The organism is Acidiphilium sp. C61, from assembly GCF_905116885.1.
Classification (GTDB): domain Bacteria; phylum Pseudomonadota; class Alphaproteobacteria; order Acetobacterales; family Acetobacteraceae; genus Acidiphilium.
Genome location: NZ_CAJHNI010000005.1, coordinates 2,134,201 through 2,160,441 on the forward strand (window position 1 = coordinate 2,134,201; position 26,241 = coordinate 2,160,441).

General features: G+C 68.0%; 24 protein-coding genes. 20 read left to right on the top strand and 4 right to left on the bottom strand.

Going from position 1 to position 26,241, the window contains the following annotated elements; genetic code table 11:
* The first annotated feature begins 4 nt into the window (after positions 1–4).
* The 6 genes from ctaD (at position 5) to HUW10_RS12840 (ending at position 5,963) form a co-directional block, all read left to right on the top strand.
* Positions 5–1,603 (top strand): cytochrome c oxidase subunit I, encoded by a 1,599-nt coding sequence (ctaD, locus tag HUW10_RS12815; RefSeq protein ID WP_174503866.1) that lies wholly within the window; start codon positions 5–7, stop codon positions 1,601–1,603.
* A gap of 114 nt (positions 1,604–1,717) precedes the next feature.
* A complete protein-coding gene (locus HUW10_RS12820) occupies positions 1,718–2,671 on the top strand; it encodes a heme o synthase (protein ID WP_174503867.1) in 954 nt (317 codons plus the stop codon).
* Positions 2,668–2,841 carry a hypothetical protein gene (locus HUW10_RS12825; RefSeq protein ID WP_174503868.1) on the top strand — a complete coding sequence of 58 codons (174 nt, stop codon included), beginning with the start codon at positions 2,668–2,670 and terminating at the stop codon, positions 2,839–2,841. The genes HUW10_RS12820 and HUW10_RS12825 overlap by 4 nt, the downstream gene beginning before the upstream one ends.
* A gap of 48 nt (positions 2,842–2,889) precedes the next feature.
* The gene (locus HUW10_RS12830) at positions 2,890–3,741 is read left to right on the top strand and encodes a cytochrome c oxidase subunit 3 (RefSeq protein WP_174503869.1); all 852 of its coding nucleotides are present in this window, start codon (positions 2,890–2,892) and stop codon (positions 3,739–3,741) included.
* 3 nt (positions 3,742–3,744) lie between these two features.
* Positions 3,745–4,461 carry an SURF1 family protein gene (locus HUW10_RS12835; RefSeq protein WP_174503870.1) on the top strand — a complete coding sequence of 239 codons (717 nt, stop codon included), beginning with the start codon at positions 3,745–3,747 and terminating at the stop codon, positions 4,459–4,461.
* A 14-nt stretch (positions 4,462–4,475) separates the two neighbouring features.
* On the top strand, positions 4,476–5,963 hold the full coding sequence (locus tag HUW10_RS12840) for a carboxypeptidase M32 (RefSeq protein ID WP_174504869.1): 1,488 nt from the start codon (positions 4,476–4,478) through the stop codon (positions 5,961–5,963).
* Between the two features lie 50 nt (positions 5,964–6,013).
* Here the strand turns inward: HUW10_RS12840 and HUW10_RS12845 are convergent, their stop codons facing one another.
* Together HUW10_RS12845 and HUW10_RS12850 are read right to left on the bottom strand one after the other, a co-directional pair.
* Positions 6,014–6,913: a GntR family transcriptional regulator gene (locus HUW10_RS12845; protein WP_174503871.1), complete on the bottom strand. Its 900-nt coding sequence runs from the start codon at positions 6,911–6,913 to the stop codon at positions 6,014–6,016.
* A 73-nt stretch (positions 6,914–6,986) separates the two neighbouring features.
* The gene (locus HUW10_RS12850) at positions 6,987–7,535 is read right to left on the bottom strand and encodes an SRPBCC family protein (RefSeq protein WP_174503872.1); all 549 of its coding nucleotides are present in this window, start codon (positions 7,533–7,535) and stop codon (positions 6,987–6,989) included.
* Positions 7,536–7,897: 362 nt separating this feature from the next.
* On the opposite strand from HUW10_RS12850, the gene HUW10_RS12855 reads away from it, so the two are divergent.
* On the top strand, positions 7,898–8,794 hold the full coding sequence (locus HUW10_RS12855; RefSeq protein ID WP_174503873.1) for a LysR family transcriptional regulator: 897 nt from the start codon (positions 7,898–7,900) through the stop codon (positions 8,792–8,794).
* A gap of 156 nt (positions 8,795–8,950) precedes the next feature.
* Here the strand turns inward: HUW10_RS12855 and HUW10_RS12860 are convergent, their stop codons facing one another.
* Positions 8,951–9,625 (bottom strand): ATP-dependent Clp protease proteolytic subunit, encoded by a 675-nt coding sequence (locus tag HUW10_RS12860; RefSeq protein WP_174503874.1) that lies wholly within the window; start codon positions 9,623–9,625, stop codon positions 8,951–8,953.
* Positions 9,626–9,845: 220 nt separating this feature from the next.
* Between HUW10_RS12860 and HUW10_RS12865 the strand changes: the two genes are divergently transcribed.
* The 11 genes from HUW10_RS12865 (at position 9,846) to leuB (ending at position 19,987) form a co-directional block, all read left to right on the top strand.
* Complete coding sequence (locus tag HUW10_RS12865) at positions 9,846–10,985, top strand: Re/Si-specific NAD(P)(+) transhydrogenase subunit alpha (RefSeq protein ID WP_174503875.1); 1,140 nt, start codon at positions 9,846–9,848, stop codon at positions 10,983–10,985.
* Positions 10,986–10,995: 10 nt separating this feature from the next.
* Positions 10,996–11,391 (top strand): NAD(P) transhydrogenase subunit alpha, encoded by a 396-nt coding sequence (locus tag HUW10_RS12870; RefSeq protein WP_174503876.1) that lies wholly within the window; start codon positions 10,996–10,998, stop codon positions 11,389–11,391.
* A gap of 13 nt (positions 11,392–11,404) precedes the next feature.
* Positions 11,405–12,823 (top strand): NAD(P)(+) transhydrogenase (Re/Si-specific) subunit beta, encoded by a 1,419-nt coding sequence (locus HUW10_RS12875; RefSeq protein ID WP_174503877.1) that lies wholly within the window; start codon positions 11,405–11,407, stop codon positions 12,821–12,823.
* Between the two features lie 168 nt (positions 12,824–12,991).
* Positions 12,992–14,365 (top strand): signal recognition particle protein, encoded by a 1,374-nt coding sequence (gene ffh / locus HUW10_RS12880; RefSeq protein ID WP_174503878.1) that lies wholly within the window; start codon positions 12,992–12,994, stop codon positions 14,363–14,365.
* Between the two features lie 179 nt (positions 14,366–14,544).
* Positions 14,545–14,889 carry a 30S ribosomal protein S16 gene (gene rpsP, locus HUW10_RS12885; protein ID WP_007421700.1) on the top strand — a complete coding sequence of 115 codons (345 nt, stop codon included), beginning with the start codon at positions 14,545–14,547 and terminating at the stop codon, positions 14,887–14,889.
* Positions 14,890–14,904: 15 nt separating this feature from the next.
* A complete protein-coding gene (rimM, locus tag HUW10_RS12890) occupies positions 14,905–15,414 on the top strand; it encodes a ribosome maturation factor RimM (RefSeq protein ID WP_174503879.1) in 510 nt (169 codons plus the stop codon).
* The gene (gene trmD, locus HUW10_RS12895; RefSeq protein ID WP_174503880.1) at positions 15,411–16,115 is read left to right on the top strand and encodes a tRNA (guanosine(37)-N1)-methyltransferase TrmD; all 705 of its coding nucleotides are present in this window, start codon (positions 15,411–15,413) and stop codon (positions 16,113–16,115) included. The genes rimM and trmD overlap by 4 nt, the downstream gene beginning before the upstream one ends.
* Before the next feature lie 27 nt (positions 16,116–16,142).
* Complete coding sequence (rplS, locus tag HUW10_RS12900; RefSeq protein WP_174503881.1) at positions 16,143–16,517, top strand: 50S ribosomal protein L19; 375 nt, start codon at positions 16,143–16,145, stop codon at positions 16,515–16,517.
* A 284-nt stretch (positions 16,518–16,801) separates the two neighbouring features.
* Positions 16,802–18,202, top strand: a complete 1,401-nt coding sequence (gene leuC / locus HUW10_RS12905) for a 3-isopropylmalate dehydratase large subunit (RefSeq protein WP_174503882.1) — start codon at positions 16,802–16,804, stop codon at positions 18,200–18,202.
* Positions 18,202–18,822, top strand: coding sequence for a 3-isopropylmalate dehydratase small subunit (gene leuD / locus HUW10_RS12910; RefSeq protein WP_174504870.1), 621 nt, complete (start codon positions 18,202–18,204; stop codon positions 18,820–18,822). Before leuC ends, leuD begins: the two co-directional genes overlap by 1 nt.
* Before the next feature lie 52 nt (positions 18,823–18,874).
* A complete protein-coding gene (leuB, locus tag HUW10_RS12915; protein ID WP_174503883.1) occupies positions 18,875–19,987 on the top strand; it encodes a 3-isopropylmalate dehydrogenase in 1,113 nt (370 codons plus the stop codon).
* Positions 19,988–20,149: 162 nt separating this feature from the next.
* Here the strand turns inward: leuB and HUW10_RS12920 are convergent, their stop codons facing one another.
* The gene (locus HUW10_RS12920; RefSeq protein WP_174503884.1) at positions 20,150–22,861 is read right to left on the bottom strand and encodes a glycosyltransferase; all 2,712 of its coding nucleotides are present in this window, start codon (positions 22,859–22,861) and stop codon (positions 20,150–20,152) included.
* A 195-nt stretch (positions 22,862–23,056) separates the two neighbouring features.
* Between HUW10_RS12920 and HUW10_RS12925 the strand changes: the two genes are divergently transcribed.
* Both HUW10_RS12925 and HUW10_RS12930 read left to right on the top strand, forming a co-directional pair.
* Positions 23,057–24,349 carry a hemolysin family protein gene (locus tag HUW10_RS12925; protein ID WP_174503885.1) on the top strand — a complete coding sequence of 431 codons (1,293 nt, stop codon included), beginning with the start codon at positions 23,057–23,059 and terminating at the stop codon, positions 24,347–24,349.
* 187 nt (positions 24,350–24,536) lie between these two features.
* On the top strand, positions 24,537–26,207 hold the full coding sequence (locus tag HUW10_RS12930) for a methyl-accepting chemotaxis protein (protein WP_236656377.1): 1,671 nt from the start codon (positions 24,537–24,539) through the stop codon (positions 26,205–26,207).
* Positions 26,208–26,241 lie beyond the last annotated feature (34 nt).

Consider the following 26,241-nt stretch of genomic DNA (forward strand, 5'->3'; position numbering starts at 1 on the left):
GACAATGTCCGCGACCGCACTGCACGATGCCCATGGTGAGCATGCCCACCACCAGCCCGGCTTCTTCCGCCGCTGGGTGATGAGCACGAACCACAAGGATATCGGCACTCTCTACATCACCTGGGCGATCATCGCCGCGATCGAGGGGGGTGTCCTCTCGATGATCATGCGCGCGCAGCTCGCGCATCCGAACAATACGCTGGTCACCTCCGGCCAGGCGTGGAACGCGATCGTCACCGCGCACGGGCTGCTGATGATCTTCTTCTTCGTCATGCCGGCGCTGATCGGCGGGTTTGGCAACTGGATGGTGCCGATGATGATCGGCGCGCCGGACATGGCCTTCCCGCGGCTCAACAACATGAGCTTCTGGTTCCTGTTCATGGCGTTCATCTTCGTCAATCTCGGCTTGCTGGTCGGCGCCGGGTCGGGCGTGGGCTGGACGCTGTATCCGCCGCTCTCCGACATTACCTATCAGCCGGGCGTCGCGACCGACTTCACCCTGTTCTCGCTGCATCTGGCCGGTATTTCCTCGCTGCTGGGCGCGATCAACTTCATCGCCACCATCCTGAACATGCGCGCGCCGGGCATGACCATGCACAAGATGCCGCTGTTCGTGTGGTCGATGCTGGTGACGGCGTTCCTGCTGCTGCTGGCGATTCCGGTGCTGGCCGGCGCGATCACCATGCTGATCATGGACCGCAATTTCGGCACCTCGTTCTTCGAGCCGGCCGGCGGCGGCGACCCGGTGCTGTTCCAGCACCTGTTCTGGTTCTTCGGCCATCCTGAAGTTTACATCATGATCCTGCCGGCCTTCGGCGTGATCAGCCACGTGGTCTCGACCTTCTCGAAGAAGCCGATTTTCGGTTATCTGGGCATGGTCTACGCGATGGTGGCGATCGGGTTCGTCGGCTTCGTGGTCTGGGCGCATCACATGTTCGTCTCCGGCGTCTCGATGGACAGCAAAGTCTATTTCGAGGCGGCGACGCTGGTGATCGCGGTGCCGACGGGTGTGAAGGTGTTCTCGTGGATCGCGACGATGTGGGGCGGCTCGATCGAGCTGAAGACCCCGATGATCTGGGCGATCGGCTTCATCTTCATGTTCGTGCTCGGCGGTGCGACCGGCGTGGTGCTGGCCAATGCCGGCCTCGATACCGAGCTGCACAACACGTATTTCGTGATCGCGCACTTCCATTACGTGCTGTCGATGGGGTCGGTCTTCGCGATCTTCGCCGGGTTCTACTACTGGATCGGCAAGATGTACGGGCAGCCTTATCCGGAAGCGGCGGCGAAGCTGCATTTCTGGCTGTTCTTCATCGGCGTGAACCTGACCTTCTTCCCGCAGCATTTCCTTGGCCTCGCCGGGATGCCGCGCCGCTATCCGGATTATCCGGTGGCCTTCGCGGGGTGGAACTATGTCTCGTCGGTCGGGGCGATGATCTCGGGTGTGAGCACGCTGGTGTTCTTCTACATCCTGTTCAAGATCTTCACCGGCAAGCAGACCCTCGCCGCGAATTACTGGGGTGAGGGGGCGACGACCCTGGAGTGGACGGTGCCCTCGCCGGCGCCGCACCATACCTTCGAAGACGTTCCGGTGATCCGCTGACGCGGATCGCCCGGATCTGGCAGGGATTGCAGGGTCTCTCCGGCGGAGAGGCCCTCATCCTCGCGACACCGGCAATACCGGCCACGGCCATGCCGTGCCGGCAGGATTGATGGAATGAGCGATACGATCCTGCGGACCTCCGCTTCCGCCGCACCCGAACAAGCGCTGCTCGACCAGTCGATCCTCGGCGCGACGGCGGGGGACTGGCTGGCGCTGCTCAAGCCGCGGGTGCTGTATCTCGTGGTATATTCGGGTGCTGCGGGGCTGCTGGTCGCGCCGGGCGGGATCAACCCGGTGCTCGGCTTCACCGCGGTATTGTGCATCGCCATGGCCGCGGGTGCGGCCGGGGCGATCAACATGTGGTATGACCGCGACATCGACGCGGTGATGCGGCGGACGTCGCGCCGGCCGATCCCGGCCGGGCGGATCGCGCCGGAGGGAGCGCTGGCCTACGGGGTCGCGCTGTCGGCCCTCTCGGTCCTGCTCATGTGGCTGTCGACCAACCTGCTGGCGGCGATGCTGCTGGCCGGGTCGATCGCGTTCTACGTGTTCATCTACACGATGTGGCTGAAGCGGCGGACGCCGCAGAACATCGTGATCGGCGGGGCGGCGGGCGCGTTTCCGCCGCTGATCGGCTGGGCGGCGGTGACCGGACATGTCGCGCTGCTGCCGGTGGTGCTGTTCGCCATCATATTTTTCTGGACGCCGCCGCATTTCTGGGCGCTGTCGCTGTTCGCCTCGGGCGATTACGCCAACGCTGGCGTGCCGATGCTGCCGGTTGTGGCGGGGCAGAAGGCGACGCGGTTGGCGGTGATGCGCTACACGCTGTGGCTCGTGCCGCTCTCGCTGCTGCCCTATGTGCTGCACCTGACCGGGCCGGTCTATGGCGCGAGCGCCATGGTGCTCGGGCTGATGTTCGTCTGGCATGCGTGGCGGGTGCTGCGCGACCGGCAGGACGAGGCGGGCAACAGCCTGACTCGCGACGCGCCGGCCAAGGCGGCATTCAAGTTCTCCATCCTGTACCTGTTCCTGATGTTTGGCGCGCTGGTGGTGGACCACCTGATATGACCGAGCAGCGGCCGACCAGCAGCAGGGACTGGAGTCCGGAGGCGCGACAGGAATTCTATCGCCGCCGGCGGGGGCGGAACTGGGCATTGCTCGCCGCGCTCATCGCGCTGTGCGGGCTGCTTTACGCGGTGTCCGTGGTGAAACTGTATCACGCCGGGCAGATGTGGTGAAACATACCTGGGCCTTCGCGGCCGGCTTCTATCGGGAGAGAGTGTCTCATGAGCGCTGAAAGTCATACTGCCGAAGGGCAGATCGCGGGTCGGGTGCCCCACCCGTATCATCTGGTGGAGCCCAGCGTCTGGCCGCTGACCGGTGCGATGTCCGCCATCCTGATCGCGACGGGGATCATCTTCGTCGCGCATTTCAACGATTACTGGTTCCTGATCGCCGGCTTCCTCGGCGCGGTCAGCACGATGTTCGTCTGGTGGCGCGACGTGGTGCGCGAGAGCCGCACGCCGGGGCTGCACAAGCTCGTCACCCAGATCGGCCTGCGCTACGGCATGGCGCTGTTCATCTCCTCCGAGGTGATGTTCTTCGTCTCGTTCTTCTGGGCGTATTTCAACTTCTTCTTCTTCCCCGAGCACCAGGGCTACATGCACCAGGCGGTGTGGCCGCCGGCGCATGTCACGACGATCGATCCGTTCGCGGTGCCGCTGTTCAACACCATGGTCCTGCTGCTCTCCGGCACCACCATCACCTGGGCGCATCACGCGCTGATCGAGGGTGACCGGCGCGGGCTGATCCAGGGGCTCGGTGTGACCGTGCTGCTCGGCCTCGCCTTCCTTTGCGGGCAGACCTACGAATACACGCACTCGCCGTTCAATTTCTATCATGGCGGCATCTTCCCCTCGGTGTTCTTCATCGCCACCGGGTTCCACGGGTTCCACGTGATCGTCGGCACCACCTTCCTGATCGTGAATTTCTTCCGCGCGCTCAGGAACCAGTTCACCGTGAAGCGGCATTTCGGCTTCGAGGCCGCCGCGTGGTACTGGCATTTCGTTGACGTGGTGTGGCTGTTCCTGTTCGTCTGCATCTACTATTTCGGCCGCAGCGCCATTACCGCCGCCTGACGCATGACCGGTCAGGCTCTGCCGCGCGCGCGCTGGCGGCGCCTGATCGGGATGGGCGTGTTCAGCCTGGTGATGCTGGTCCTGCTCCTCGCCCTCGGCGTCTGGCAGGTGCATCGCTGGCATTACAAGGACCGCATCCAGCAGGAGATCCGCGCCGCCCAGCTGCGCGCGCCGGTGCCGCTCGGGCCGAAACCCTCGCCGTATGAGAAGGTCGCGCTGCGCGGCGCCTGGGTTTCCGGCAAGGTGGCGTTCTATGGCGACCAGATCCGCAATTCCCCGAAAGGCCCGTTGCAGGGCGGGCAGCTGATCGTCCCGTTCCGGGGCGAGGACGGGGTTGTCGTGCTGGTCGATCTCGGCTGGGTGCAGGGAAGGGCGCCGCACGCGGTGCCGCTGCCGGAGGGGAAGGCGGTGGTGTCGGGCTACGTGCAGGCGCCGCAGAAATTCGGGCCTTTCGCGCCGGCGCCGAACCTTGCGCGGATGGTGTTCTACAAGCTCGATCCCGCGGCGATCGGGGCGGCGTTCGGGTTTCACCGGGTCGCGCCGTTCACGCTGGTCGCGGTGGGGCCGAAGCCGGTGGCGGGCGGGCCGATTCCGGCGCCGAGCCTGCCGCTGCCGCCCAACAATTCCGAGCAATACGCGCTGACCTGGTTCGGCCTCGCGCTGGTCGTCGTGCTCGAATATATTTTCTATGTCCGTAAAGTGCTGCTGGAGCCCGCGTGAACGATCTGTCGGTGATGTCGGCGTATCAACGGCTGGAAGCCCGGTTCGGGCGGATGGCGGTGGTCGAGGAGGCGAGCGCGATGCTCGGCTGGGACCAGGCGGCGATGATGCCGGATGGCGGCGCGCCGGCGCGGGGCGACCAGCTCGCTACCCTCGCCGGGATTGCGCACGAGATGCTGGTCGCACCGCAGACCGGGGCCGATCTCGATGAAGCCGAGGCGGCGCCGCCGGCCGGAGAGCTGGCGCGGCGCAACCTCGCGCTGATGCGCCGCGCGCACCGGCGGGCCACGGTGCTGCCGGCCGCACTGGTCGAGGCGCTGGCGCGGGAATCGGCCGCTTGCGAGGCGGCCTGGCGCGGGGCGCGGCGGGAGGCGGATTTCGCCGCGGTGAAGGCGCCGCTCGCCCGGCTGCTCTCGCTGGTGCGCGAACAGGCGGCGGCGCTCTCCGGCGCGCTCGGGCTTTCGCCCTATGATGCGCTGATCGATTCCTACCAGCCGGGCGTGACCTCGGCGGAGATCGCACCGGTATTCGCGCGGTACGAGGCGTTCCTGCGGGAAAACCTGCCCGCCGCCGAGGCGCGGCAGCGCCGCGCGCCGGCACCGCCGCCGGGCGCACCGCCCTTTGCCGAGGCGGCGCAGGAGGCGCTGTGCCGCCAGCTCGCCGCGCAGGCGGGGCTCGATTTCAAGGCGGCGCGGCTCGACCGCTCGCTGCACCCGTTCTGCGGCGGCACGCCGAGCGACATCCGCATCACCACCCGTTATGACGAGGGCGATTTCGCCTCGGCGCTGATGGGCGTGCTGCACGAGACCGGGCACGGGCTGTACGAGGCCGGGTTACCCAGGGACTGGGCGCGCCAGCCGCTCGGGGCGGCGGCGGGGATGGCGGTGCATGAAAGCCAGTCGCTGATCGTCGAGTTGCAGGCGGCGCGGTCCGACGCGTTTCTCGGCTGGCTCGGGCCGCGCCTTGCCGAGGCCTTTGGACAGGCGGCGGCGGCGTTCGCGCCGGCGCGGCTGGCGGCACGGCTGCGGCGGGTCGAGCGGAGTTTCATCCGCGTCGAGGCCGACGAGATGACCTATCCCGCCCATGTGATCCTGCGCTTCCGGCTGGAGGCGGCGATGGTGGCGGGGGATCTCGCGGTGGCGGACCTGCCGGGGGCGTGGAACGAGGGGATGATGGCGCTGCTCGGCATCGTGCCGCCGGACGACGCCAAGGGGTGTTTGCAGGACATTCACTGGTATGCCGGGCTGTTCGGCTATTTTCCCTCCTACACGCTGGGGGCGATGGCGGCGGCGCAGCTGATGGGCGCGGCGCGGCGGGCGCGGCCGGAGATCGACACCGCGCTGGGCGAGGGGGATTTCACGCCGCTGCGCGACTGGCTGCGGGCGAATGTGCATGGGCACGGGGCGCGGTTCGGCTTCAACGAGCTGCTGGTGGAGGCGACCGGCAAGAGGCTGGACCCCACGGATTTCGAGGCGCATCTGCGGGCGCGCTATCTCGACTGAGGCGATCCCGTTCGGGATGTGACCATGCGGCGTCCCGCCGGGGGATATGACTATGCGGCGTCCCGCCGCAGGCCGGCCTTGAGCGAGGCGCGCGAGGTGGCGAGATGGGTTTCGAGACCCTGGCGGGCGCGCGACATGCTGCCGGCGCGCATGGCATCGAGCACGGCCAGATGTTCGGTGATGGCGATCGCGGTGCGCTCGATCTCGTGATGCCGGTCCCACTGGTAATGATAGTGGAACAGGAAGGACACGATGTCGTAGAAATCGTGGGCGAACCGGTTGTTGAGGAAGCCGATGATCCAGAGGTGGAAATCGCGGTCGAGCGCGGCGAATTCGGTGTAGCGGCGGGCGATGGCGGCCTCGATCTCGCGGTGGCGGAGGATCAGCGCCTCGGCTGCCTCGGCGATGGCCGGATCGCCGCCGCGGGGCATCCGCGCGATGGCGGCAAGCTCGATCAGCTCGCGCATGTCGGCCACCTCGGCGGCGAAACCGTCGTGAAATTCGCGCAGCACCCAGCCGCCGCGCGGCTGCTTGGCGATCAGGCCGAAGCGGGAGAAGCCGATCAGGAATTCGCGGACCGAGACGGTGCTGGCGTTGCTGTCGCGCGCCAGCTCGGCCTCGGAGAACATGTGGCCGGGCCGCCAGTCCCCGAGCAGGACGCGCTGCATGAAGACGCGCTCGATCTGGTCCTGCGGGCCGTCGGTCTCGGATTCGGCGTAGTAATCGGCGCGTTCCGGGCGGCGCAGCACTTCCAGCCCCTCGGCCCCGCGGGCGAGGATGCCCTGGGCGATCATCGCCTCGACGGCGGCGCGGACGGTGGTGCGGCTCACGCCGAAATGGCGGGCGAGGGCGCTGTCGGAGCCGAGCGAGGTGTCGCCGGTATCGAGTGTGGCGATATGATCGAGCAGGGCGTTGCTCGTTCGTTTCAGCAGCGTATTCGGTTTGGCCATCCCGCTCCGGCGTGTCCCCTGGTCGATGCGGCCGGCAGCGATGCCGCCGGCCGATCTGTCATGTGGTCGTAATTTATTTTGTGGCGAGCTTCGCCGCGTTGGCAAGCCCGGACTCGTAGATTCCGGAGATCGCCTTCACCGCGGTGGCGTTGTCCTCGCCCTTCTTCGGGTGGGCGGAGAGGTCGAGCCGGCGGAAATGACCGCTCCAGACCAGCTTCGTCTCGTCGGCGCCGAGGCGGTGGACCGAGATGGTCGAGACATAGTCGCGCACCGGCAGGATCTTCATGTTGTTGGCGGTGTGCTGGATCTCGTAGGTGTAGTTCGTATGTTTCGGGTTGTAGTGCAGGAGCTGCTCGGTCAGGACCGGGCCGCCGAGATCGAGATGGCGGACCGAGCCGGGGTGGTTGCCCTTGCTCGCCTTGCTGCCCTTGACCGCGGGAACCCAGGTGAGATCGCCGAAATTGTGGACGACCGACCAGACCTTCGCGGCCGGCGCCTTGATGACGACGCTGCGGGTGACGTGAAGGACGGGCGCCTTGGCCTGGGCCGGGCTGGCGGCGAAAGCGACGAGGGCGAGCGGCAGGCCGGCCAGGGCGGCGCGGCGGGCGATTGTGATTTTCAAGACATTCCTCCTGTTGACGGTCCGGTTGTCCCGGCCGTCACGATTTACACGCAGGCGTGAGCGAAAGCCATAGAGCATTGTCGGGTCGGTAAACGCCTGCGCGAACGGGGGCCTGCGCGCACTGATGCCTGCGCGCATTGGGGCCTGCAAGCATGGGGGCCTGCGCGCATTAGAGCATCATCCGATCAGATGGAATCGTCTGATCGGATAAAGATGCTCGACTTATCAATATGCTAGAGCACTACATCCGATCCAATCGGATCGGAAAGTGCTCTAGGCGGGGTGGATGTGCAAAATTCCGCGCCGCCCGGTATCCTCGCCGCGATACCCGTCCGCCGGACGGGATGGAGGCGCCCGGGGACATGACGTTCGAACAGTTGCGGATCTTCATTGCGGTGGCGGAGCGCGAGCATGTGACGCGGGCGGCCGAGGCGCTGGGGCTGACGCAGTCCGCCGCGTCGGGGGCGGTGGCGGCGCTGGAGCGGGAGTTCGGCACCAGGCTGTTTCACCGGGTCGGCCGCGGCATCGCGCTGACCGAGGCGGGGCATGTGTTCATTACCGAGGCGCGGGCGATCCTGAACCGGGCGGAGCAGGCGGCGCTGACGATGCGCGAGATCGCCGGGCTCGCGCGCGGGCGGCTCGCCATCAAGGCCAGCCAGACCATCGCCAATCATTTCCTGCCGCTGCGGCTCGTCGCGTTCCGCCATGCCTATCCGGGCGTCGGGCTTGCGGTGTCGATCGGCAATTCGGCCGAGGTGGCGCGGGCGATCCTGGAGGGGGATGCGGAGCTGGGCTTCGTCGAGGGGCCGGGCGAGACGCTGATCCAGCCAAGGCTCGCGGCCGAGCCGATCGCGCAGGACCGGCTGGTGATGGTGGTCGCGCCCGATCATCCCTGGGCGGGGCGGGGGACGCCGGACGCAGCCGCGCTGGCGGCGGGGAGCTGGGTGCTGCGGGAGGACGGCTCGGGCACGCGGGCGATGTTCTTCGAGGCGCTGGCCGGGCTCGGGATCGACCATGCGGCGGTGGATGTTGCGATCGAGCTGCCGGCGAACAATTCGGTGCTGACGGCGGTGAGCGGCGGGGCGGGGGCGACGATCCTGTCGGAGCTGGTCTGCGCCGATGCGCTGGCCGCGGGCAAGGTGGTCGAGGTGCCGGTGCAACTGCCGCGCCGGACCTATTTCGCGGTCCAGCACCAGGACCGCACCCGCACCCGGGCGGCGGCGGCGCTGCTCGCCTTGCTGCGCGAGGCCCCGCAGTAGCGGGGCGGCGGTAGCTTTGCCAGCCGCCGTGAGGCGGCGGTAGCTTTGCCCGCCGCCATAGGGCGGCGATAGTCTGGCGGCCGCAGGAGGGCGGAAATAGTCTGGCGGCCGCAGGACGGCGGCCGCGACTGACGCCGCTTCCGCCGCCCCCTTGTTTCAGGCGGCGTCCAGATCCTTCATCGTCTGCACGATGCGGCTGACCATGCCGTAGGCGATCGCCTCGTCGGCACCCATCCAGTAATTGCGGTCGGTGTCCTTTTCGACGCGGGCATAGTCCTGACCGGTCTCGCGGGCGATGATGCGGTTGATCCGCTCGCGCATCTTGATGATTTCGCGGGCCTCGATGTCGATATCGGTGGCCGGGCCGCGCACGCCGCCCATCGGCTGGTGCAGCAGGAAGCGGGTGTTGGGCAGGCAGAAGCGGCGGTCCTTGTGGCCGGCGAGATAGATCAGCGCGCCGGCGCTGGCGACCCAGCCGGTGCCGATGATGCGGACCGGGGCGGTGGCGTCGACGAAGCGGATCACGTCGTGGATCGTGTCGCCGCTCTCGACATGGCCGCCGGGGGAGTTCACGAAAACGTCGATTGGCTCGTCGCTCGCGCCGGCGAGAGCGAGGAGCTGGCCGGTGACGGCGCGGGCGATGCGGTCGTGGATCTCGCCGAAGATCAAGACCTTGCGCTGCTTGAACAGACGGTTCTCAAGCTCGCCGCCGCGGGAAGCGCGGGCGGTTTCCGGCGTTTCGGTCGCCGGCGCGTCCTTTTCCGGCGCGTCCTCGTCGTCTGCGCGGGGGCGATGCGGTTGCTGCTGTCGGGTGTCATGCCTGCTCCTCAAATCCGGTTACCTTATTGTGGTGTATGCGGCTTCCCCTGTCGAGACGACGGGCGGCGCAAGGCTGACGTCTTGACAGCGCGGCCCGCTCATGGTGCGAGCTTGGCAGGCCGGCTTCACGATTGTGGCATAATTGCCGCTTTGTAAGGATACGGTGCGACACAATATTTCCGAACATGGGGGGCCAGGATGGCGCCCGGTGTTGAACGAGGGGATGGACAATATGCGTCTTGCGGTTTTGAAGGAGCGCCTGCCGGGCGAGACCCGCGTCGCCGCCGTGCCGGATTCGATCAAGAAGCTGAAGGCACTCGGGCTTGACGTGGTGATCGAGGCAGGGGCCGGCGAGCGGGCTTCGGTGTCCGACGCGGCGCTGCGCGAGGCTGGCGCGGAGATCGCGCCGGATGCGGCTTCGGCGCTCAAGGGGGCCGGGATCGTGTTCACGGTGCAGCCGCCCGGCGACGAGATTCTGGCACAGATCGAGCGCGGCGCGCTGCTGGTCGGCACGCTCGGCGCGATGGGGAACCAGGAGCGGGTGCAGGCCTATGCCAAGGCCGGCGTCGATGCCTGCTCGATGGAGCTGCTGCCGCGCATCACCCGCGCGCAGTCGATGGACGTGCTGTCGAGCCAGGCGAATCTCGCCGGGTATCGCGCCGTGATCGAGGCGGCGGAGGCGTTTCCGCGCGGCTTCGCGATGATGATGACGGCGGCCGGCACGGTGCCGCCGGCGCGCGTGTTCGTGGTGGGCGCGGGGGTTGCCGGGTTGCAGGCGATCGCCACCGCCCGCCGGCTCGGCGCCATCGTCTCGGCGACCGATGTGCGGCCGGCGGCGAAGGAGGAGATCAAGTCGCTCGGTGCGACCTTCGTCGGCGTCGAGGACGAGGAGAGCAAGGCACAGACCGGCGCCTATGCCAAGGAGATGAGTGCGGAGTTCCGCGCCAAGCAGGCCGCGCTGATCGCCGAGACGGTGGCCAAGAACGACATCGTGATCTGCACCGCGCTGGTGATGGGCCGCAAGGCGCCGACCATCGTCACCGCCGATGCGGTGGCGAAGATGCGCATGGGCAGCGTGATCGTGGATATCGCGGCGGATGCCGGCGGCAATTGCGAGGCGACGGTGCCGGGCGAGCGGATCGTGACGGAGAACGGCGTGATCGTGCTCGGGCACAAGAACTGGCCGTCGCGGATCGGCGTCGCCGCCAGCACGCTCTATGCGCGCAATCTCTCGACCTTCCTCACCGGGTTCTGGGACAAGGAGGCCGGGCGGCCGAAACTGCCCGCCGATGACGACATCGTGAAGGGCGTCCTGCTCACGCGGGATGGCGCCATCGTCCATCCGAATTTCCAGCCGCAAGCCGCCGCCTAGGAGCCACATCATGACCCCTGCACAACTCGCGGACCAGGCCGCAGCCCTGGCCCACAAGGCCACGATCCTCGCCCAGAACGCCGCCGGCTTCGCCGCCCAGGCGGCGGCGCACGCGCCGCACGGCGCGCCGCTGATCGACCTGTTCGCCATTTTCGTGATGGCGGTGTTCGTCGGCTATTACGTGATCTGGAGCGTGACCCCGGCCCTGCACTCGCCGCTGCTGGCGGTGACCAACGCCATCTCGTCGGTGATCATCGTCGGCGCCATGCTCGCGACCGGGCTGAAGGGCGGCTATGCCGCGCATGCCTTCGGCTTCATCGCGGTGCTGCTCGCCAGCGTGAACATCGTGGGCGGCTTCCTCGTGACCCAGCGCATGCTGGCCATGTTCAAGAAAAAAGCGAAGTAAGGGCGGCGCGAAAATGAATTACGCAACTGATCCCGGGATCACGCTCGCCTATCTGGTGGCGGCCGTCCTGTTCATCCTCGCCCTGCGCGGGCTTTCGCATCCCGAGACCGCGCGGCGCGGCAACCTGCTCGGCATGGCCGGCATGGCGATCGCCGCGCTGGCGACGCTGGCGCATCCGGCGATGCTGCTCTCGGGCGTGGGGCTCATCGTGCTCGGCGTCGTCCTCGGCGGCGCGATCGGCGCCGTGGTGGCGCGGCGGGTCAACATGACCGCGCTGCCGCAGCTCGTCGCCGCGTTCCACTCGCTGGTGGGTCTTGCCGCCGTGTTCGTCGCCGCCTCGGCGCTGAACGCGCCGCAGAGCTTCGGCATCGGCACGCCGGGGCACCTGCATCTCGAAAGCCTGATCGAGATGTCGCTCGGCCTGTCGATCGGTGCGGTCACCTTCACCGGCGCGGTCATCGCGTTTGCCAAGCTCCAGGCGCTGATGAGCGGCGCGCCGATCAACTTCCCCGGCCAGCACAAGCTCAATCTCGGCCTCGGCATCCTGCTCGTGGTGCTGATCATCGCCTTCGTCGCCTCGGGCGGCTCGCAGGTGCTGTTCTGGATCATCGCGGCGCTGGCGCTGGCGCTCGGCGTGCTGCTGATCATCCCGATCGGCGGTGCGGACATGCCGGTGGTGATCTCGATGCTGAACTCCTATTCCGGCTGGGCGGCCGCGGGCATCGGCTTCACCATCAGCAATATCGCGCTGATCGTGACCGGCGCGCTGGTCGGCTCGTCGGGTGCGATTCTCTCCTACATCATGTGCAAGGGGATGAACCGCTCGATCATCAACGTGCTGCTCGGCGGCTTCGGCACCGATGCCGCCGCTGCCGCGGGCCCCGCGGGGGCTGCCGGCGACAAGGCGGTGAAGATCGGCTCGGCCGAGGATGCGAGCTTCATCATGAGCAACGCCTCGAAGGTGATCATTGTGCCGGGTTACGGCATGGCGGTGGCCCAGGCGCAGCACGCGGTGCGCGAGATGTCCGACCTGCTGAAGGGCGCGGGCGTCGAGGTGAAATACGCGATCCATCCGGTTGCCGGCCGCATGCCGGGGCACATGAACGTGCTGCTCGCCGAGGCGCAGGTGCCGTATGACGAGGTGTTCGAGCTCGAGGAGATCAACAACGAGTTCTCGACCGCCGACGTGGTCTATGTGATCGGCGCCAATGACGTGACCAACCCGGCGGCGAAGACCAATTCGGCGAGCCCGATCTATGGCATGCCGATCCTTGAGGTCGACAAGGCGAAGACGGTGCTGTTCGTCAAGCGCTCGATGGCCTCGGGTTATGCCGGCGTCGACAACGAGCTGTTCTTCCGCGACAACACAATGATGCTGTTCGGCGACGCGAAGAAGATGACCGAGGAGATCGTGCAGTCGCTCGGCAAGTAAGCCGGGCGAAGGCGGAGCGATCCGGCGGCGGGGCCACTGGCTCCGCCGCTTTCGTTTGGGGGGTGTTCTTGCCAGCGGCGGGAAATTCGGCCATAGGCGGGGGAGGTAAGGCCGTCGCGCTGCGAGTTTCGCACCGCGGCGCGTTTTTCGTTGATGGAGCGGGTTGCGATGTTTGACGCCCTGTCGGGCAAGCTCGGGGATGTTTTCGACCGGTTGCGCCGGCGCGGCGCGCTGTCCGAAAGCGATGTGATCGAGGCGATGCGGGATATCCGCCTCGCGTTGCTCGAAGCCGACGTCGCTTTGCCGGTGGTGCGGGATTTCATCGCCAAGGTGCGGTTGCAGGCGGTGGGCGCGGACGTGCTGCGGGCGGTCTCGCCGGGGCAGCAGGTCGTCAAGATCGTCAATGACGCGCTGGTCGACGCGCTCGGCGGCGAGGGGGCGGTGCCGCTCAACCTCAACGCGGCATCACCGATCCCGTTCCTGATGGTCGGGTTGCAGGGGTCGGGCAAGACCACGACCTCGGGCAAGATCGCGCTCCTGCTCAAGGAGAAGCAGCGCAAGAAGGTGCTGCTGGCGAGCCTCGATACCCAGCGCCCGGCGGCGCAGCTCCAGCTCGCGCAGCTGGCCGAGCGCGCCGGGGTGGCGAGCCTGCCGATCGTGCCGGGGGAGAATCCGGTAGAGATCGCGCGGCGGGCGATGGAGACCGGGCGGCGCGAAGTGTTCGACGTCGTCATCCTCGATACCGCCGGGCGGCTCGCGATCGACCAGGCGCTGATGGACGAGGTCAAGGCGATCCGCGACGTGACGGCGCCGGCGGAGACGCTGCTGGTGGTCGACGCGATGACCGGCCAGGACGCGCTCGCCACGGCGACGGCCTTCAACGAGGCGGTGAGCGTCACCGGCATCGTCATGACAAGGCTCGATGGCGACGCGCGCGGCGGCGCCGCGCTGTCGATGCGGGCGGTGACGGGCGCGCCGATCAAGCTGATGGGCATGGGCGAGAAGCTCGATGCGCTGGAGCCGTTCCATCCCGAGCGCATCGCCGGGCGCATCCTCGGCATGGGCGACATTGTCAGCCTGGTCGAGAAGGCGGCGGAAAACGTCGACCAGCAGAAGGCCGAACAGCTCGCCAAGAAGATGGCGCGCGGCAAGTTCGACCTCGAGGATTATGCCGAGCAGCTCAAGCAGATCACCAAGATGGGGTCGCTGTCGGGGATCATGGGCATGCTGCCCGGCGTGGGGAAGATCAAGCAGCAGCTCGCCGAGGCGGATCTCGACACTTCGATCCTGAAGCGGCAGGCGGCGATCATCGCCTCGATGACCAAGGCCGAGCGGGCCAATCCGGACATCATGAAGGCGAGCCGGAAAAAGCGCGTGGCGGCGGGTTCGGGCACCTCGGTGCAGGAGGTCAACCGGCTGCTCAAGCAGTTCGAGCAGATGAAGGACATGATGAAGCGGGCGCAGAAGCTGGGCCAGAAGGGCCTCGCGCGCGGCGGGCTGGCCGCGCTGCTGCCGCAGGGAGGCGGGCGCCGCCCGTTCTGAGATCGCGGGTGCTTGCCCGTTTCGGGATCGCGGGCTGCGGCTCGTTTTGAGACCGCGGGCTTCGGCCCTGACTGAAACCGCGGGCTTCGGCCCGGAGCGAAATAACGGGCTTCGGCCCGGACTGACACCACGGCGGCCGGGTTGGCCGCCACCGAGACTACTGACCAGGAGACAATGGAATGTCGTTGAAGATCAGACTGGCCCGCGCGGGTGCGAAGAAGCGGCCGTTCTACCATATCGTCGTCGCCGACTCGCGCAGCCCGCGCGATGGCAAGTTCATCGAGCGCATCGGCACCTACAACCCGATGCTGCCGGCCGATCACGAGGATCGCATCCGCCTCGTGACCGATCGCGTGACGCACTGGCTGAGCCAGGGCGCGCAGGCGACCGATCGCGTTGCCCGCTTCATCGGCAAGGCCGGCCTCGCGCCGATGCCGGCGTTCCGCGAGCAGCCGGTGCAGTCCGCGCCGAAGAAGAAGGCGCAGGAGCGCGCCGCCGAGCGCGCCAAGGCCGCCGAGGCCTGATCCAGCGGCCGAGCGATGGATGATCGCCTGATCCTGATGGGCGTGATCGGCCGGCCCCACGGTGTGCGCGGGGCCGTGCATGTCACCACCTATTCGCCGGACCCGGAGGGGCTGGCCGAGCTGCCGTTGCGCGATGAGCGCGGCCGGCGGGTCGGGCTCGCCTGGACCGGGGCGGGGATCGCGCGCGTCACCATCGGCGAGGGTGACGAGACCGCCGCGATCGCCGATCGCGATGCGGCGGCGAAGCTGACCAATCTCCGGCTCTATGTGCGCCGGGCCGACCTGCCGCCGCCCGAGGACGAGGACGAATTCTATTTCGCCGACCTCATCGGGCTGCATGCCGTCGCACCGGATGGCGCGGCACTCGGCACGATCCGCGCGGTGCATGATTTCGGCGCGGGGGCGAGCATCGAACTTTCCGACGGCTCGCTGCTGCCCTTCACCCGCGCGGTGGTGCCGGAGATCGACCTGCACGGCGGCCGCGCCGTGGTGGTGCGGCCGGCCGAGGTGGAGATGCGGGAATGAGCTTCCGCGCCACCATCATCACCCTGTTCCCCGAGATGTTTCCGGGGCCGCTCGGCCAGTCGCTGGCCGGACGCGCGCTGGAGACGGGAATCTGGGCGCTGGACTGCGTGAACCTGCGCGATTTCGGCCTCGGCCGGCATCGCGCGGTGGACGACACGCCGTTTGGCGGCGGCGCGGGCATGGTGCTGCGGCCGGACGTGCTGGATGCCGCGATCGGCCAGGCGCGGGACGGGCGGCCGCTATTGGCGCTTACCCCACGCGGCGCGCCGCTGACCCAGGCGCGCATCCGCCGGCTTGCCGAAGGGCCGGGTGCGGTATTGCTCTGCGGCCGGTTCGAGGGGTTCGACCAGCGCGCCCTCGATGCCAACGAGGCCGAGGAGATCAGCCTTGGCGATTTCGTGCTCTCGGGCGGCGAGATCGCGGCGCTCGCGCTGCTCGATGCGACCATCCGCCTGCTGCCGGGCGTGATGGGGGCGGCGGAGAGCGCCGAGGAGGAAAGCTTCTCGGAGGATACGCTGCTCGAATATCCGCATTATACCCGCCCTGCCGTGTGGCAGGGGCGGGCGGTGCCGGAGGCGCTGCTCTCCGGCCATCATGCCGCCATCGCCGCCTGGCGCCGCGCCGAGGCCGAGGCCGTGACCAGGCGGCGCAGACCAGATCTATGGGCCCGGCACATTGCCAGCCAGCCGGCTCTTCCGTAAATGAACTCCCCCGAAAGGATGCCAGACATGAACGTGATCCAGACCATCGACGCCGAGCAGATCGGCAAGCTCGCGGAAGCCCGCGCCGTGCCGGATTTCAAGCCGGGCGACAATCTCCGCGTCTCGGTCCGGGTGACCGAGGGTGAGCGCACCCGTATCCAGGCGTTCGAGGGCGTGTGCATCGCGCGGTCGAATCGCGGCATCAACTCGAACTTCACCGTGCGGAAGATTTCGTATGGCGAGGGCGTCGAGCGCGTGTTCCCGCTCTATTCGCCGAACGTGACCGAGATCGCCGTCACCCGCCGGGGCGTGGTGCGTCGGGCGAAGCTGTATTACCTGCGCGGCCGCCGCGGCAAGTCCGCCCGCATCGCCGAGGCCGCGCGCGAGACCAACGCCGGCTGATACGCGCCGGGGGAGCGCCAGGGGGCCTCACGCCCCCTGCCATCCCCGCCGGGCGGCGCGCCGCCCGCGCAGCACGGTTTCGGCCGGAGGGGCATCACGCGGGCGCCTCTGCGTCTGCCGTCCGATGCCGCTCTGACTGAAACCCCCAAGGTGTCAGGGCCCGCACGCTCATGCCTTGTGCGGAGCGGATATCCGGCCCGTGCCGACACCTGGAGCATCAAAATGATAGAGCACGTTCCGATCCAATCGGATCGGAACGTGCTCTAGACCCGGAGGACGCACGCATGGCTTCGACATTGTTCGACAAGATCTGGGCGGCGCATGTCGTCGATCGCATGCCCGACGGCACGGCGGTTCTCTATATCGACCGGCATCTCGTCCATGAGGTGACCAGCCCGCAGGCCTTCGAGGGGCTGCGGATGGCCGGGCGCAAGGTGCGGCGGGTGGATGCGACCATCGCGGTCGCCGATCACAACGTGCCGACCGAGGACCGCGCCGCCGGCATCGCCGAGCCGGAGAGCGCGTTGCAGGTCGCCACCCTCGAACAGAATGTCGCCGCCTTCGGCGTGCCCTATATCCCGGTGACCGACGCGCGGCAGGGCATCGTTCACGTGATCGGGCCGGAGCAGGGGATTTCGCTGCCGGGGATGACGATCGTCTGCGGCGATTCCCACACCTCGACCCATGGCGCGATGGGCGCGCTGGCCTTCGGCATCGGCACCTCCGAGGTCGAGCATGTGCTGGCGACGCAGACGCTGTTGCAGAAGCCGGCGAAGAACATGCTGGTGCGGGTGGATGGCACGCTGCCGCCGGGCTGCTCGGCGAAGGATATCGTGCTGGCGATCATCGGCGAGATCGGCACCGCCGGCGGCAACGGGCATGTGATCGAATATGCCGGCGCTGCGATCCGCGCGCTCGACATGGCCGGGCGGATGACCGTCTGCAACATGTCGATCGAGGCGGGGGCGCGGGCCGGGCTGATCGCGCCGGACGAGACGACGTTCGCGTATGTGCGCGGCCGGCCCTACGCGCCGAAGGGCGAGGCGCTGGAGCGGGCGATCGAATACTGGAAGACGCTCGTCTCCGACGAGGGCGCGCAGTACGACCGGGTGGTGACGATCGATGCGTCGACCCTCGTGCCGCAGGTGACCTGGGGGACCAGCCCGGAGACGGTGGTGCCGATCACCGGCCATGTGCCCGACCCCGCGGCCGAGCCGGATGCCGGCCGCCGGGCGCAGATGGAGCGGATGTTGCACTACATGGATCTCGCACCGGGGCAGGCGCTGAAGGGCACGAAGATCGACGCCGTGTTCATCGGCTCCTGCACCAATTCGCGGATCGAGGATTTGCGGGTGGCCGCCGGGATCGTGCGGGGCAGGCGGGTCGCCGGCCATGTGCGGGCCATGGTGGTGCCGGGTTCCGGCCTGGTGAAGGCTCAGGCCGAAGCCGAGGGCCTCGCCCAGGTGTTTCTCGATGCCGGGTTCGAATGGCGCGAGGCGGGGTGTTCGATGTGCCTTGGCATGAACCCCGACAAGCTGAAGCCCGGCGAGCGCTGCGCCAGCACCTCGAACCGGAATTTCGAGGGCCGGCAGGGGCCGGGCGGACGCACGCATCTGGTGTCGCCGGCGATGGCGGCGGCCTCGGCGATTACCGGCGCGCTCGCCGATCCACGGGAGATGGCATGATGGACAGGTTCGAACGGCTGGAGGCGGTCGCCGCCCCGCTCAGGATGGCGAATGTCGATACCGACAAGATCATCCCGGCGCGCTTCCTCAAGACGATCAAGCGCTCGGGGCTTGGCAAGCACGCCTTCGCCGGGCTGCGCTACAACGAGGATGGCAGCGAGAACCCGGATTTCGTGCTGAACCGCGAGCCCTACCGGCAGGCGCATATCCTTGTCGCCGGGGAGAATTTCGGCTGCGGCTCGTCGCGCGAGCACGCGCCCTGGGCGCTGCTGGATTTCGGCATCCGCTGCGTGATCGCGCCGAGCTTCGCCGACATTTTCTTCAACAACTGTTTCAAGAACGGCATCCTGCCGATCGTGCTGCCGCGCGAACAATGCGAGGCGCTGATGGAGGATGCGGAATCGGGGGCGAATGCGCGGATCATCGTCGATCTCGCGGCGCAGACCGTCTCGCGGCCGGATGGCGAGGCCTATGGTTTCGAGATCGATCCGTTCCGCAAGCGCTGCCTGCTGGAGGGGCTCGACGATATCGGCCTGACGCTGGAGAAGGCGCCCTCGATCGACGCTTATGAGGCGAAGCTGGACGGCGCGGCCTGGCGGCCGCGGATCGAGTCCGTCTGATCCGCCTGCCCGACCGGTGATACGCCGCACAGACCCCAAGGGAGAGACGACCATGATTGCGAACCGGAAATTGCTGCTCCTGCCGGGGGACGGCATCGGCCCCGAGGTGATGGCCGAAGCCCGCCGGGTGATCGACTGGCTGGCGCGCAGCGGCCGGGCGCGGTTCGAACTCGCCGAGGATCTCGTTGGCGGCGCCTCGATCGAGGTGACGGGCAAGCCGATCACCGCACCGGTGATCGGGCGGGCGCTGGAGGCGGATGCCGTGCTGTTCGGCGCCGTGGGCGGGCCGCAATGGGACAACCAGCCTTTCGACAACCGGCCGGAACTCGCCATTCTCGAATTGCGCAAGCAGCTCGGCCTGTTCGCCAATCTGCGCCCGGCGCCGGTGTTCGATGCGCTGATCGACGCGAGCCCGCTGAAGGCGGAGATCGTGCGCGGGCTCGATATCATGATCGTCCGGGAATCGACGGGCGGGATCTATTTCGGCGAGCCGCGCGGGGTCGAGACCCTGCCGGATGGCACCAAGCGCGGGATCAATACCGAGGTCTACACCACGCCGGAGATCGAGCGGGTGGCGCGGGTCGCTTTCGAGCTGGCGCGCAAGCGGCAGGGGCGGCTGACCAGCGTGGAGAAGGCGAACGTGATGGAATCCGGCCTGCTCTGGCGGCAGACGGTTGCGGCCCTCGGGGCAGCGGAGTATCCGGACGTGCAGCTCTCGCACATGTATGCCGATAATTGCGCGATGCAGCTGGCGAAGAATCCGCGCCAGTTCGACGTGATCGTGACCGGCAACCTGTTCGGCGACCTGCTCTCCGACCTCGCCTCGATGCTGACCGGCTCGCTCGGGATGCTGCCCTCGGCGACGCTCGGCGCGCCGGATGCGGCGGGACGGCGGCATGCACTCTACGAGCCGATCCACGGTTCGGCGCCGGATATCGCAGGCAAGGGCATCGCCAATCCGCTGGCGCAGATCCTCAGCCTCGCGATGCTGCTGCGCTATTCCTTCGACATGCAGGACGATGCGGCGGCGATCGAGGCGGCGGTGTCCAGCGTGCTGGCGAGCGGCATGCGCACCGCGGATATCGAGCAGAAGGGCACGGCGCGGATCGGCACCCGCACGATGGGCGACGCTGTGCTGCGCGAGCTGGACCGCATCGGCGGCTGAAGCAAGATCCGATCCTTCTGGATCGGAAAGTGCTCCAGGATCGGACCATGGAAAGGGGCGGCAGGAGATATCCTGCCGCCCCTTTTTCATGCCGTGCGCGTGCTGATAACCTGAGCATCCTGATCCGATCAGATGTCACCATCCGATCGGATCAGGCGCCAGTCAGTCGCCGGCCGCGGTGCGCGCGCTGATCGGCATGCGCGAGCGGGGGAGGATCGCCGGCTGGCGGATCGGCAGCGCGTGGAGCGTCTTGCCGGGAAGGGCGGCGATGACCGAGACCGAGACCGAGGCGAGATAGGGCAGGGACTGGGTCAGCAGCACCAGGCACCAGAGGCGGCATTCCGGGGTTGCCCAGTGATGGCTGAAGCCGACGCCGAGCAGCGCGCCCCAGGTGAGGGCGAGCAGGACCAGCTCTTCGCGCACCATGAACAGGCCCTGCACCAGAGCGGGGGCGTTTTCCATCTTGGCGGTGCGGATGAAGGGCAGGCGGTCGGTGAACAGGCCCTTCCAGACCGCCTTGCCGATGCTGTGCGAGAGCGCGAGGCCGGCGACGGCAGCCCCCAGCCGGTCCGCCCGGCCGCAGGGCACGCGGGCGGCGTAGAGCGCGAAGATCTGCACGATCTTGAAGGCGAACAGGCCGATCGAGGGCAGCATGAACAGGATGATCGGGAATTCGAAGCGCACCGGGTCGAGGATCAGCCCGGCCGACCAGGCGAGGCCGAGCAGCACGAAGGCAAGGCCCAGCGCATCGCCGATCCAGGGCAGCCAGCCGGTGACGAAGTGCCAGCGCTGGCCGATCGTCAGCGTGCGGTCGAACGGCGAGAGGAACGCCTTCCAGTGCTCGCGGGAAATCCGCATCGCGCCATAGGCCCAGCGGTAGCGCTGCTTGCGGAAGGCGTTGAAATCGTCCGGCATCACGCCGCGGCCGAAGCTGCGCTTGGAATAGACCGCCTCGAACCCCTTGCGGAACAGGCGCAGGCCAAGCTCGCTGTCTTCGGTGATGCACCATTCGGCCCAGCCGCCCTCGGCATCGAGCGCCGCCTTGCGGATCAGCGTCATCGTGCCGTGCTGGATGACGGCGTTGCGCTCGTTGCGGTTGACCATGCCGATATGGAAGAAGCCGGCATATTCCCAGAACATCATCCGCTTGAAGAGCGAGCCGTCATTGTCGCGGTAGTCCTGCGGCGACTGGGTGAAGCCCACTTTCGGGTCGGCGAAGGCGGGGACCATGCAGCGCAGCCAGTCGGGATCGACGATGTAGTCGGAGTCGATGACGCCGATGATCTCGGCGTCCGGCGCGGTTTCGCGCAGGGCGAAGTTCAGCGCGCCCGCCTTGTAGCCGGGATACTGGCCGAGGGTGAAGAAGCGGAACTGCTCGCCGAGCCGCGCGCAATGGGCGGCGACCGGCTCCCACACCGCGGGGTCCTTGGTGTTGTTGTCGATCACCAGCACCTCGAAATTCCCGTAGTCGAGGGCGGCGAGGGCGTTGAGCGTCTGCTTCACCATCTCGGGCGGCTCGTTGCAGATGGCGACGTGCAGCGAGACCTTGGGCAGTTTCGTGCCCTGGGGGGCGGGCACCGGCTCGTAATGGCGCAGCCGCACCCGGCCGAACAGGGTTTCCACCAGGTCGAAACTGTCGGCGACGAGCAGGACGAGCAGCAGCGCCTGGCCGGCGGCGAGCGTTGCCCAGACGGCGGCGGCGGACCAGGAGAGGTAGGTCTCGCCCATCGTCATCAGCAGCGCGGCGAGGGCGGCGCCGAAGCCCTGCACGAGGCCGGCGAACAGGAGCTTGCCCTGCCAGCGCAGATCGGGGCGGGTGCGGAGCATCAGCAGGGTGAGCAGGGCGCCGAGCAGGGTGGAGCCGAGCGCCCAGGCGAGCCAGGCGCGGTTCTGCTGCACCGGGCCGGAGAGCGACCATTTGGCCTGGCGGTTGAGCGACCACATGCCCCAATAGCCGGCGGCGCGGCCCTCGAAGCTGGTTTTCCAGGGCTGGTCGAACGCTTCCATCACGAAATAGTCGAGATGCTGCTTCTGCGCGATGTTGAAGAAGTCGCGCAGGAAGCGCGCCTGCAGGACGCGCGAGGCGCGGGCGGCGCCGATATCGATGCCGTCCGACGGCCAGCCGATCTCGCCGATGACGACCTTCTTGCCGGGGAAGCGTTTCTCGACCTCGTGCAGCCGCATCAGCGCGTAGTTCACCGCGTCCTTTTCCGGAACGCCCTCCCAGTAGGGGAGGAGATGCACGGTGATGAAATCGACCGATTTCGCAAGCTCGGGGTGGTGCAGCCAGACATGCCAGGGCTCGGCGGTGGAGACCGGCACGTGCACGCGCTGCTTGACGTATCGGATGTCGGCGGCGAGTTCGGGCACGGTGAGGTTGCGGCGCAGGATTACCTCGTTGCCGACCATGACGGACTTCACGTCGGCATTGGCGTTGGCGATCTTGACGACCTTCTTCAGCTCGGCCTCGTTGGCCTTGGTGTGCTGGTCGAGCCAGGCGCCGAGGGTGACGTTGAGGTGGTAGGGCGCGGCGAGGGCGGGGATCTGGCCGAGATCGCCCTCGACCGTGTAGGTGCGGATGTCGTGCGTGTGTTTCGCGACGAGGGCGAGGTCGCTGCGGATCTGGGCGACCGAGGGATAGACGCCGCTCTGCGGGCTCTGCCCGGCGCGGAAGGGCGAGAAGGCGAAGCCGCCGATCTCGCCGCGATAGGCGGGAATGTTGGTGGCCGGACGGTTGAGCATGGCCCATATGCCGAAGGCGGCAGCGCCGGTGGCGATGGCGGCGAGCCAGGCGCCGGCATGGCGCCATCCGCCGGCATTGCGGTGCGGGCTGGTGCGAGGCGGCAGGGGGCTGATCCGTGCGAGATGCGTCATGACCGATCGTCCGTTTGACCCGCGGAAAAAGTCCGCGTTGGGACGGGTTGTGATGGCGCAGTGCGGCAGCGCGTCGGCTGGAATATGGCCAAAGAAAGGCGTGTGGTTCGCGCCGCGCGTGTCGGCTATGCTGCGTTGGGGGAGATCGTTGCGGGGATAGCACCGGTTTTCCTTTCACCGGAACTGAAGGATCGCATGCACGTTATTGTTCTGGTTATAGTCTTGACCTTGCTGATCCTGCTGAACGCGGGATTCGCGCTGGCGGAGATGGCGCTGGTCTCGTCGCGCAAGGCGGCGCTGGCGCTGTTCGCGCGCAAGGGCGTGAGCGGTGCGGCGCGGGCCCGCGCGCTGGCGGAGACGCCGGAGCGTTTTCTGCCCACCGTCCAGGTCGGGATCACCGCGATCAGTGTGCTGACCGGCGTGGTGGGCGGCGCGCAGCTTGCCCAGTCGCTGGCGCCGGCGATCGCGCTGATCCGCCCGCTGGCGCCGCTGGCCAATACGCTGGCGCTGGCGATCACGGTAGTGGGGGTGACGCTGCTGACGCTGGTGTTCGGCGAGCTGGTGCCCAAGCAGCTGGCGCTGCGCAATGCCGAGCGGATCGCCTGTCTCGTCGCCTGGCCGATCGACATGTTCGCCCGCGCCGCCGCCCCGCTGGTCTGGCTGCTGGGCGTGACGTCGGATCTCGTGTTGCGGCTGTTCGGGCCGGTCGATCCGCATCGGCGGGCGATCAGCGAGGAGGAGCTGAAGGCGATCCTCGCCGAGGGGACCGAATCCGGCATGCTGGAATACGAGGAGCGGGACATGATGGAGCGGGTGATGCGGCTGGCCGACAAGCCGGTGCGCGCGATCATGACGCCGCGGCAGGACATCGCCTGGCTCGACCGGACGGCGCCGCGCGGGCAGGTGATCTCGGCGCTGAAGGCGGCGCCGCATTCGCGCTTCGTGGTCTGCGACCGCAGCATCGACAACGTGGTCGGCATCGTCCAGGCCAAGGACATTCTCGACCGGATGCTGGATGGCAAGGACATCTCGATCGCCACCGCGCTGCGCCAGCCGCTGGCGGTGCCGGACGCGGTCTCCGCGCTGGATGCGCTGGAGCGGCTGAAATCGGACCCGCTCGGGGTGGCGTTCGTGCTCGACGAGTATGGCAGTTTCGAGGGGATGGTGACGGTGGGCGACCTGCTGGAGGCGATCGTCGGTGATGTCGAGGAGGCGGCGTATGGCGAGGTCGGCGAGCCGGAGCCGGACCGCTACGAGCTGGACGGGCTGGAGCCGATCGACGAGGTGGCGCACCGGTTCGGGCTGGAGAACCTGCCGGCGCAGGGCTCGTATCACACGCTCGGGGGGTTCCTGCTGGCGCTGCTCAAGCGGGTGCCGCGGCAGGGCGACGCCATCGCCTATGGCGGCTGGCGGTTCGAGGTGCTGGGGATGAACGGACGGCGGGTCGAGCATGTCCGGATCAGCCGGGACCCGACAGCGGCGCCGTAGAGCACTTTCCGATCCTTTCGGATCGGACGTTGCTCTGAAATCCAGAATTTTAGAAGTTTGTTAAGGGCGCCGTGATAGGCTGATCGTCGGGGTCGTGGTGACGACCCTGCCTGGCGAAAGGAGCCCTGCCGATGTCGTCCGATCCTGTCATGTCGCCTGGCCACGCGGGTCGGGGAGCGCGGTTCGCATGATCGTCTGGGCGCTCGTCGTCGCGCTCGTCGCGGCGGGGGCGGTCGCGGTCGTGGGGCGGATGTGTACCGCGCGGATCGCGCGGCTCGCCGCCGCACTGCATGCGGTGGCACAGCACGCCGCCGAGGTGCAGCGGGACATGACGGCGCAGAACGGGCTCGACCGCAATATCGACGCGCTGCGGGCCCGGCTGGCCGAGCTGGGCGAGCCGCGGATCGAGGGGGAGTGCCTCTGGTTCGGCGACTACCGGATCAATGGCGATGACAATATCGTCGACGACATCAAGGCGCGGTTCGGCGGCACGGTGACGATCTTCATGCGCGACCTGCGGGTGGCGACCAATGTGCAGAAGCCGGAGGGCGGCCGCGCGGTCGGCACCAGGCTGGCGCCGGGGCCGATCCATGACGCGGTGCTGGGCAAGGGCATCACCTATCGCGGCGAGGCCGAGATTCTGGGCGAGAGATATTTCTCCATCTATGAGCCGGTGATCGCCGATCACGAGACGATCGCGGTCATTTATGTCGGCGTGAAGAAGCTCGCGGTGACGCAGGATCAGGCAAAGCGCCGGGCGGGGAGCTTCGCGCGCATGCGGGCCGACATCGAGGCGCTGAAGACGGTTCTCACCGCGCAGGTGACGACCGCGGGCGAGGCCGTCGCGCAGCGGCAGGAAGCCGACGATATCCGTCGCGCGCTCGATGCCGAGCGGGTGGACCGCGCCCGGCAGCAGGCGCAGGCGATCGCCGCACTCGGAGACGGGCTCGAACGCCTGGCCAGCGGCGACCTGCTGTTCCAGCTCAGCCGTCCGCTCGCCGCCGAGTATGAAAAGCTGCGCCACGATTTCAACGGCGCGATCCTGCAACTGCACGACGTGATGGCGATGATCGCGCGCAATGCCGATGCCGTGCGCTCGGGGGCGCATGAAATCACCGCCGCTTCCGACGATCTGGCGCGGCGGACCGAGCAGCAGGCGGCGACGCTGGAGCAGACCTCGGCGGCGCTGGAGCAGATCACCGCGACGGTGCGGCGCACCGCCGAGGGCACCAGCGCGGCGAAGAGGCTGATGGGGGATGCGCGGTCGGAAACCGATCACTCCGACGAGATCGTCCGCAAGGCGGTGCAGGCGATGGGCGCGATCGAGGCGTCGTCGCGCGAGATCGGGCAGATCAGCGGGCTGATCGACGAGATCGCGTTCCAGACCAACCTGCTCGCCCTCAATGCCGGGGTCGAGGCGGCGCGGGCGGGCGATGCGGGCCGCGGCTTCGCGGTGGTCGCCACCGAGGTGCGCGCCCTCGCCCAGCGCTCGGCGGCGGCGGCGCGGGAAATCCAGGGGCTGATCGCCACCTCCGATCGGGAAGTGTCGGCCGGCGTGCAGCTCGTGGGCGAGACCGGCTCGGCCTTGCAGCGCATCGCCAGGCAGGTTTCGGCGCTCGATGGGCTGGTCGCCGAGATCGCCGCGTCGTCGCAGGAACAATCCACCGGGCTTGCCGAGGTCAATCTCGCGGTCAACCAGATGGACCAGGTGACGCAGCAGAACGCGGCGATGGTGGAGGAAACCACGGCGGCGAGCCATGGCATGTCGTCCGAGGCGGCATCGCTGACCGAATTGCTGGGCCAGTTCAGCATCGCCGCGGATGCGAACGTGAAGCGTCTGCCGGCACGCGCGGCCTGAGCCGGGCGGCCCGGCGCGGCAGCACCCGGCCCGG

Coding starts and splice junctions, on each gene's coding strand:
- HUW10_RS12835 (WP_174503870.1), top strand. CDS start 3,745: ATGACCGGTCAGGCTCTGCCGCGCGCGCGCTGGCGGCGCCTGATCGGG.
- HUW10_RS12855 (WP_174503873.1), top strand. CDS start 7,898: ATGACGTTCGAACAGTTGCGGATCTTCATTGCGGTGGCGGAGCGCGAG.
- leuB (WP_174503883.1), top strand. CDS start 18,875: ATGATTGCGAACCGGAAATTGCTGCTCCTGCCGGGGGACGGCATCGGC.
- HUW10_RS12865 (WP_174503875.1), top strand. CDS start 9,846: ATGCGTCTTGCGGTTTTGAAGGAGCGCCTGCCGGGCGAGACCCGCGTC.
- rplS (WP_174503881.1), top strand. CDS start 16,143: ATGAACGTGATCCAGACCATCGACGCCGAGCAGATCGGCAAGCTCGCG.
- HUW10_RS12845 (WP_174503871.1), bottom strand. CDS start 6,913: ATGGCCAAACCGAATACGCTGCTGAAACGAACGAGCAACGCCCTGCTC.
- HUW10_RS12825 (WP_174503868.1), top strand. CDS start 2,668: ATGACCGAGCAGCGGCCGACCAGCAGCAGGGACTGGAGTCCGGAGGCG.
- HUW10_RS12930 (WP_236656377.1), top strand. CDS start 24,537: ATGATCGTCTGGGCGCTCGTCGTCGCGCTCGTCGCGGCGGGGGCGGTC.
- HUW10_RS12870 (WP_174503876.1), top strand. CDS start 10,996: ATGACCCCTGCACAACTCGCGGACCAGGCCGCAGCCCTGGCCCACAAG.
- HUW10_RS12820 (WP_174503867.1), top strand. CDS start 1,718: ATGAGCGATACGATCCTGCGGACCTCCGCTTCCGCCGCACCCGAACAA.
- trmD (WP_174503880.1), top strand. CDS start 15,411: ATGAGCTTCCGCGCCACCATCATCACCCTGTTCCCCGAGATGTTTCCG.
- ffh (WP_174503878.1), top strand. CDS start 12,992: ATGTTTGACGCCCTGTCGGGCAAGCTCGGGGATGTTTTCGACCGGTTG.
- HUW10_RS12920 (WP_174503884.1), bottom strand. CDS start 22,861: ATGACGCATCTCGCACGGATCAGCCCCCTGCCGCCTCGCACCAGCCCG.
- HUW10_RS12830 (WP_174503869.1), top strand. CDS start 2,890: ATGAGCGCTGAAAGTCATACTGCCGAAGGGCAGATCGCGGGTCGGGTG.
- leuC (WP_174503882.1), top strand. CDS start 16,802: ATGGCTTCGACATTGTTCGACAAGATCTGGGCGGCGCATGTCGTCGAT.
- HUW10_RS12840 (WP_174504869.1), top strand. CDS start 4,476: ATGTCGGCGTATCAACGGCTGGAAGCCCGGTTCGGGCGGATGGCGGTG.
- rpsP (WP_007421700.1), top strand. CDS start 14,545: ATGTCGTTGAAGATCAGACTGGCCCGCGCGGGTGCGAAGAAGCGGCCG.
- rimM (WP_174503879.1), top strand. CDS start 14,905: ATGGATGATCGCCTGATCCTGATGGGCGTGATCGGCCGGCCCCACGGT.
- leuD (WP_174504870.1), top strand. CDS start 18,202: ATGGACAGGTTCGAACGGCTGGAGGCGGTCGCCGCCCCGCTCAGGATG.
- ctaD (WP_174503866.1), top strand. CDS start 5: ATGTCCGCGACCGCACTGCACGATGCCCATGGTGAGCATGCCCACCAC.
- HUW10_RS12875 (WP_174503877.1), top strand. CDS start 11,405: ATGAATTACGCAACTGATCCCGGGATCACGCTCGCCTATCTGGTGGCG.
- HUW10_RS12925 (WP_174503885.1), top strand. CDS start 23,057: ATGCACGTTATTGTTCTGGTTATAGTCTTGACCTTGCTGATCCTGCTG.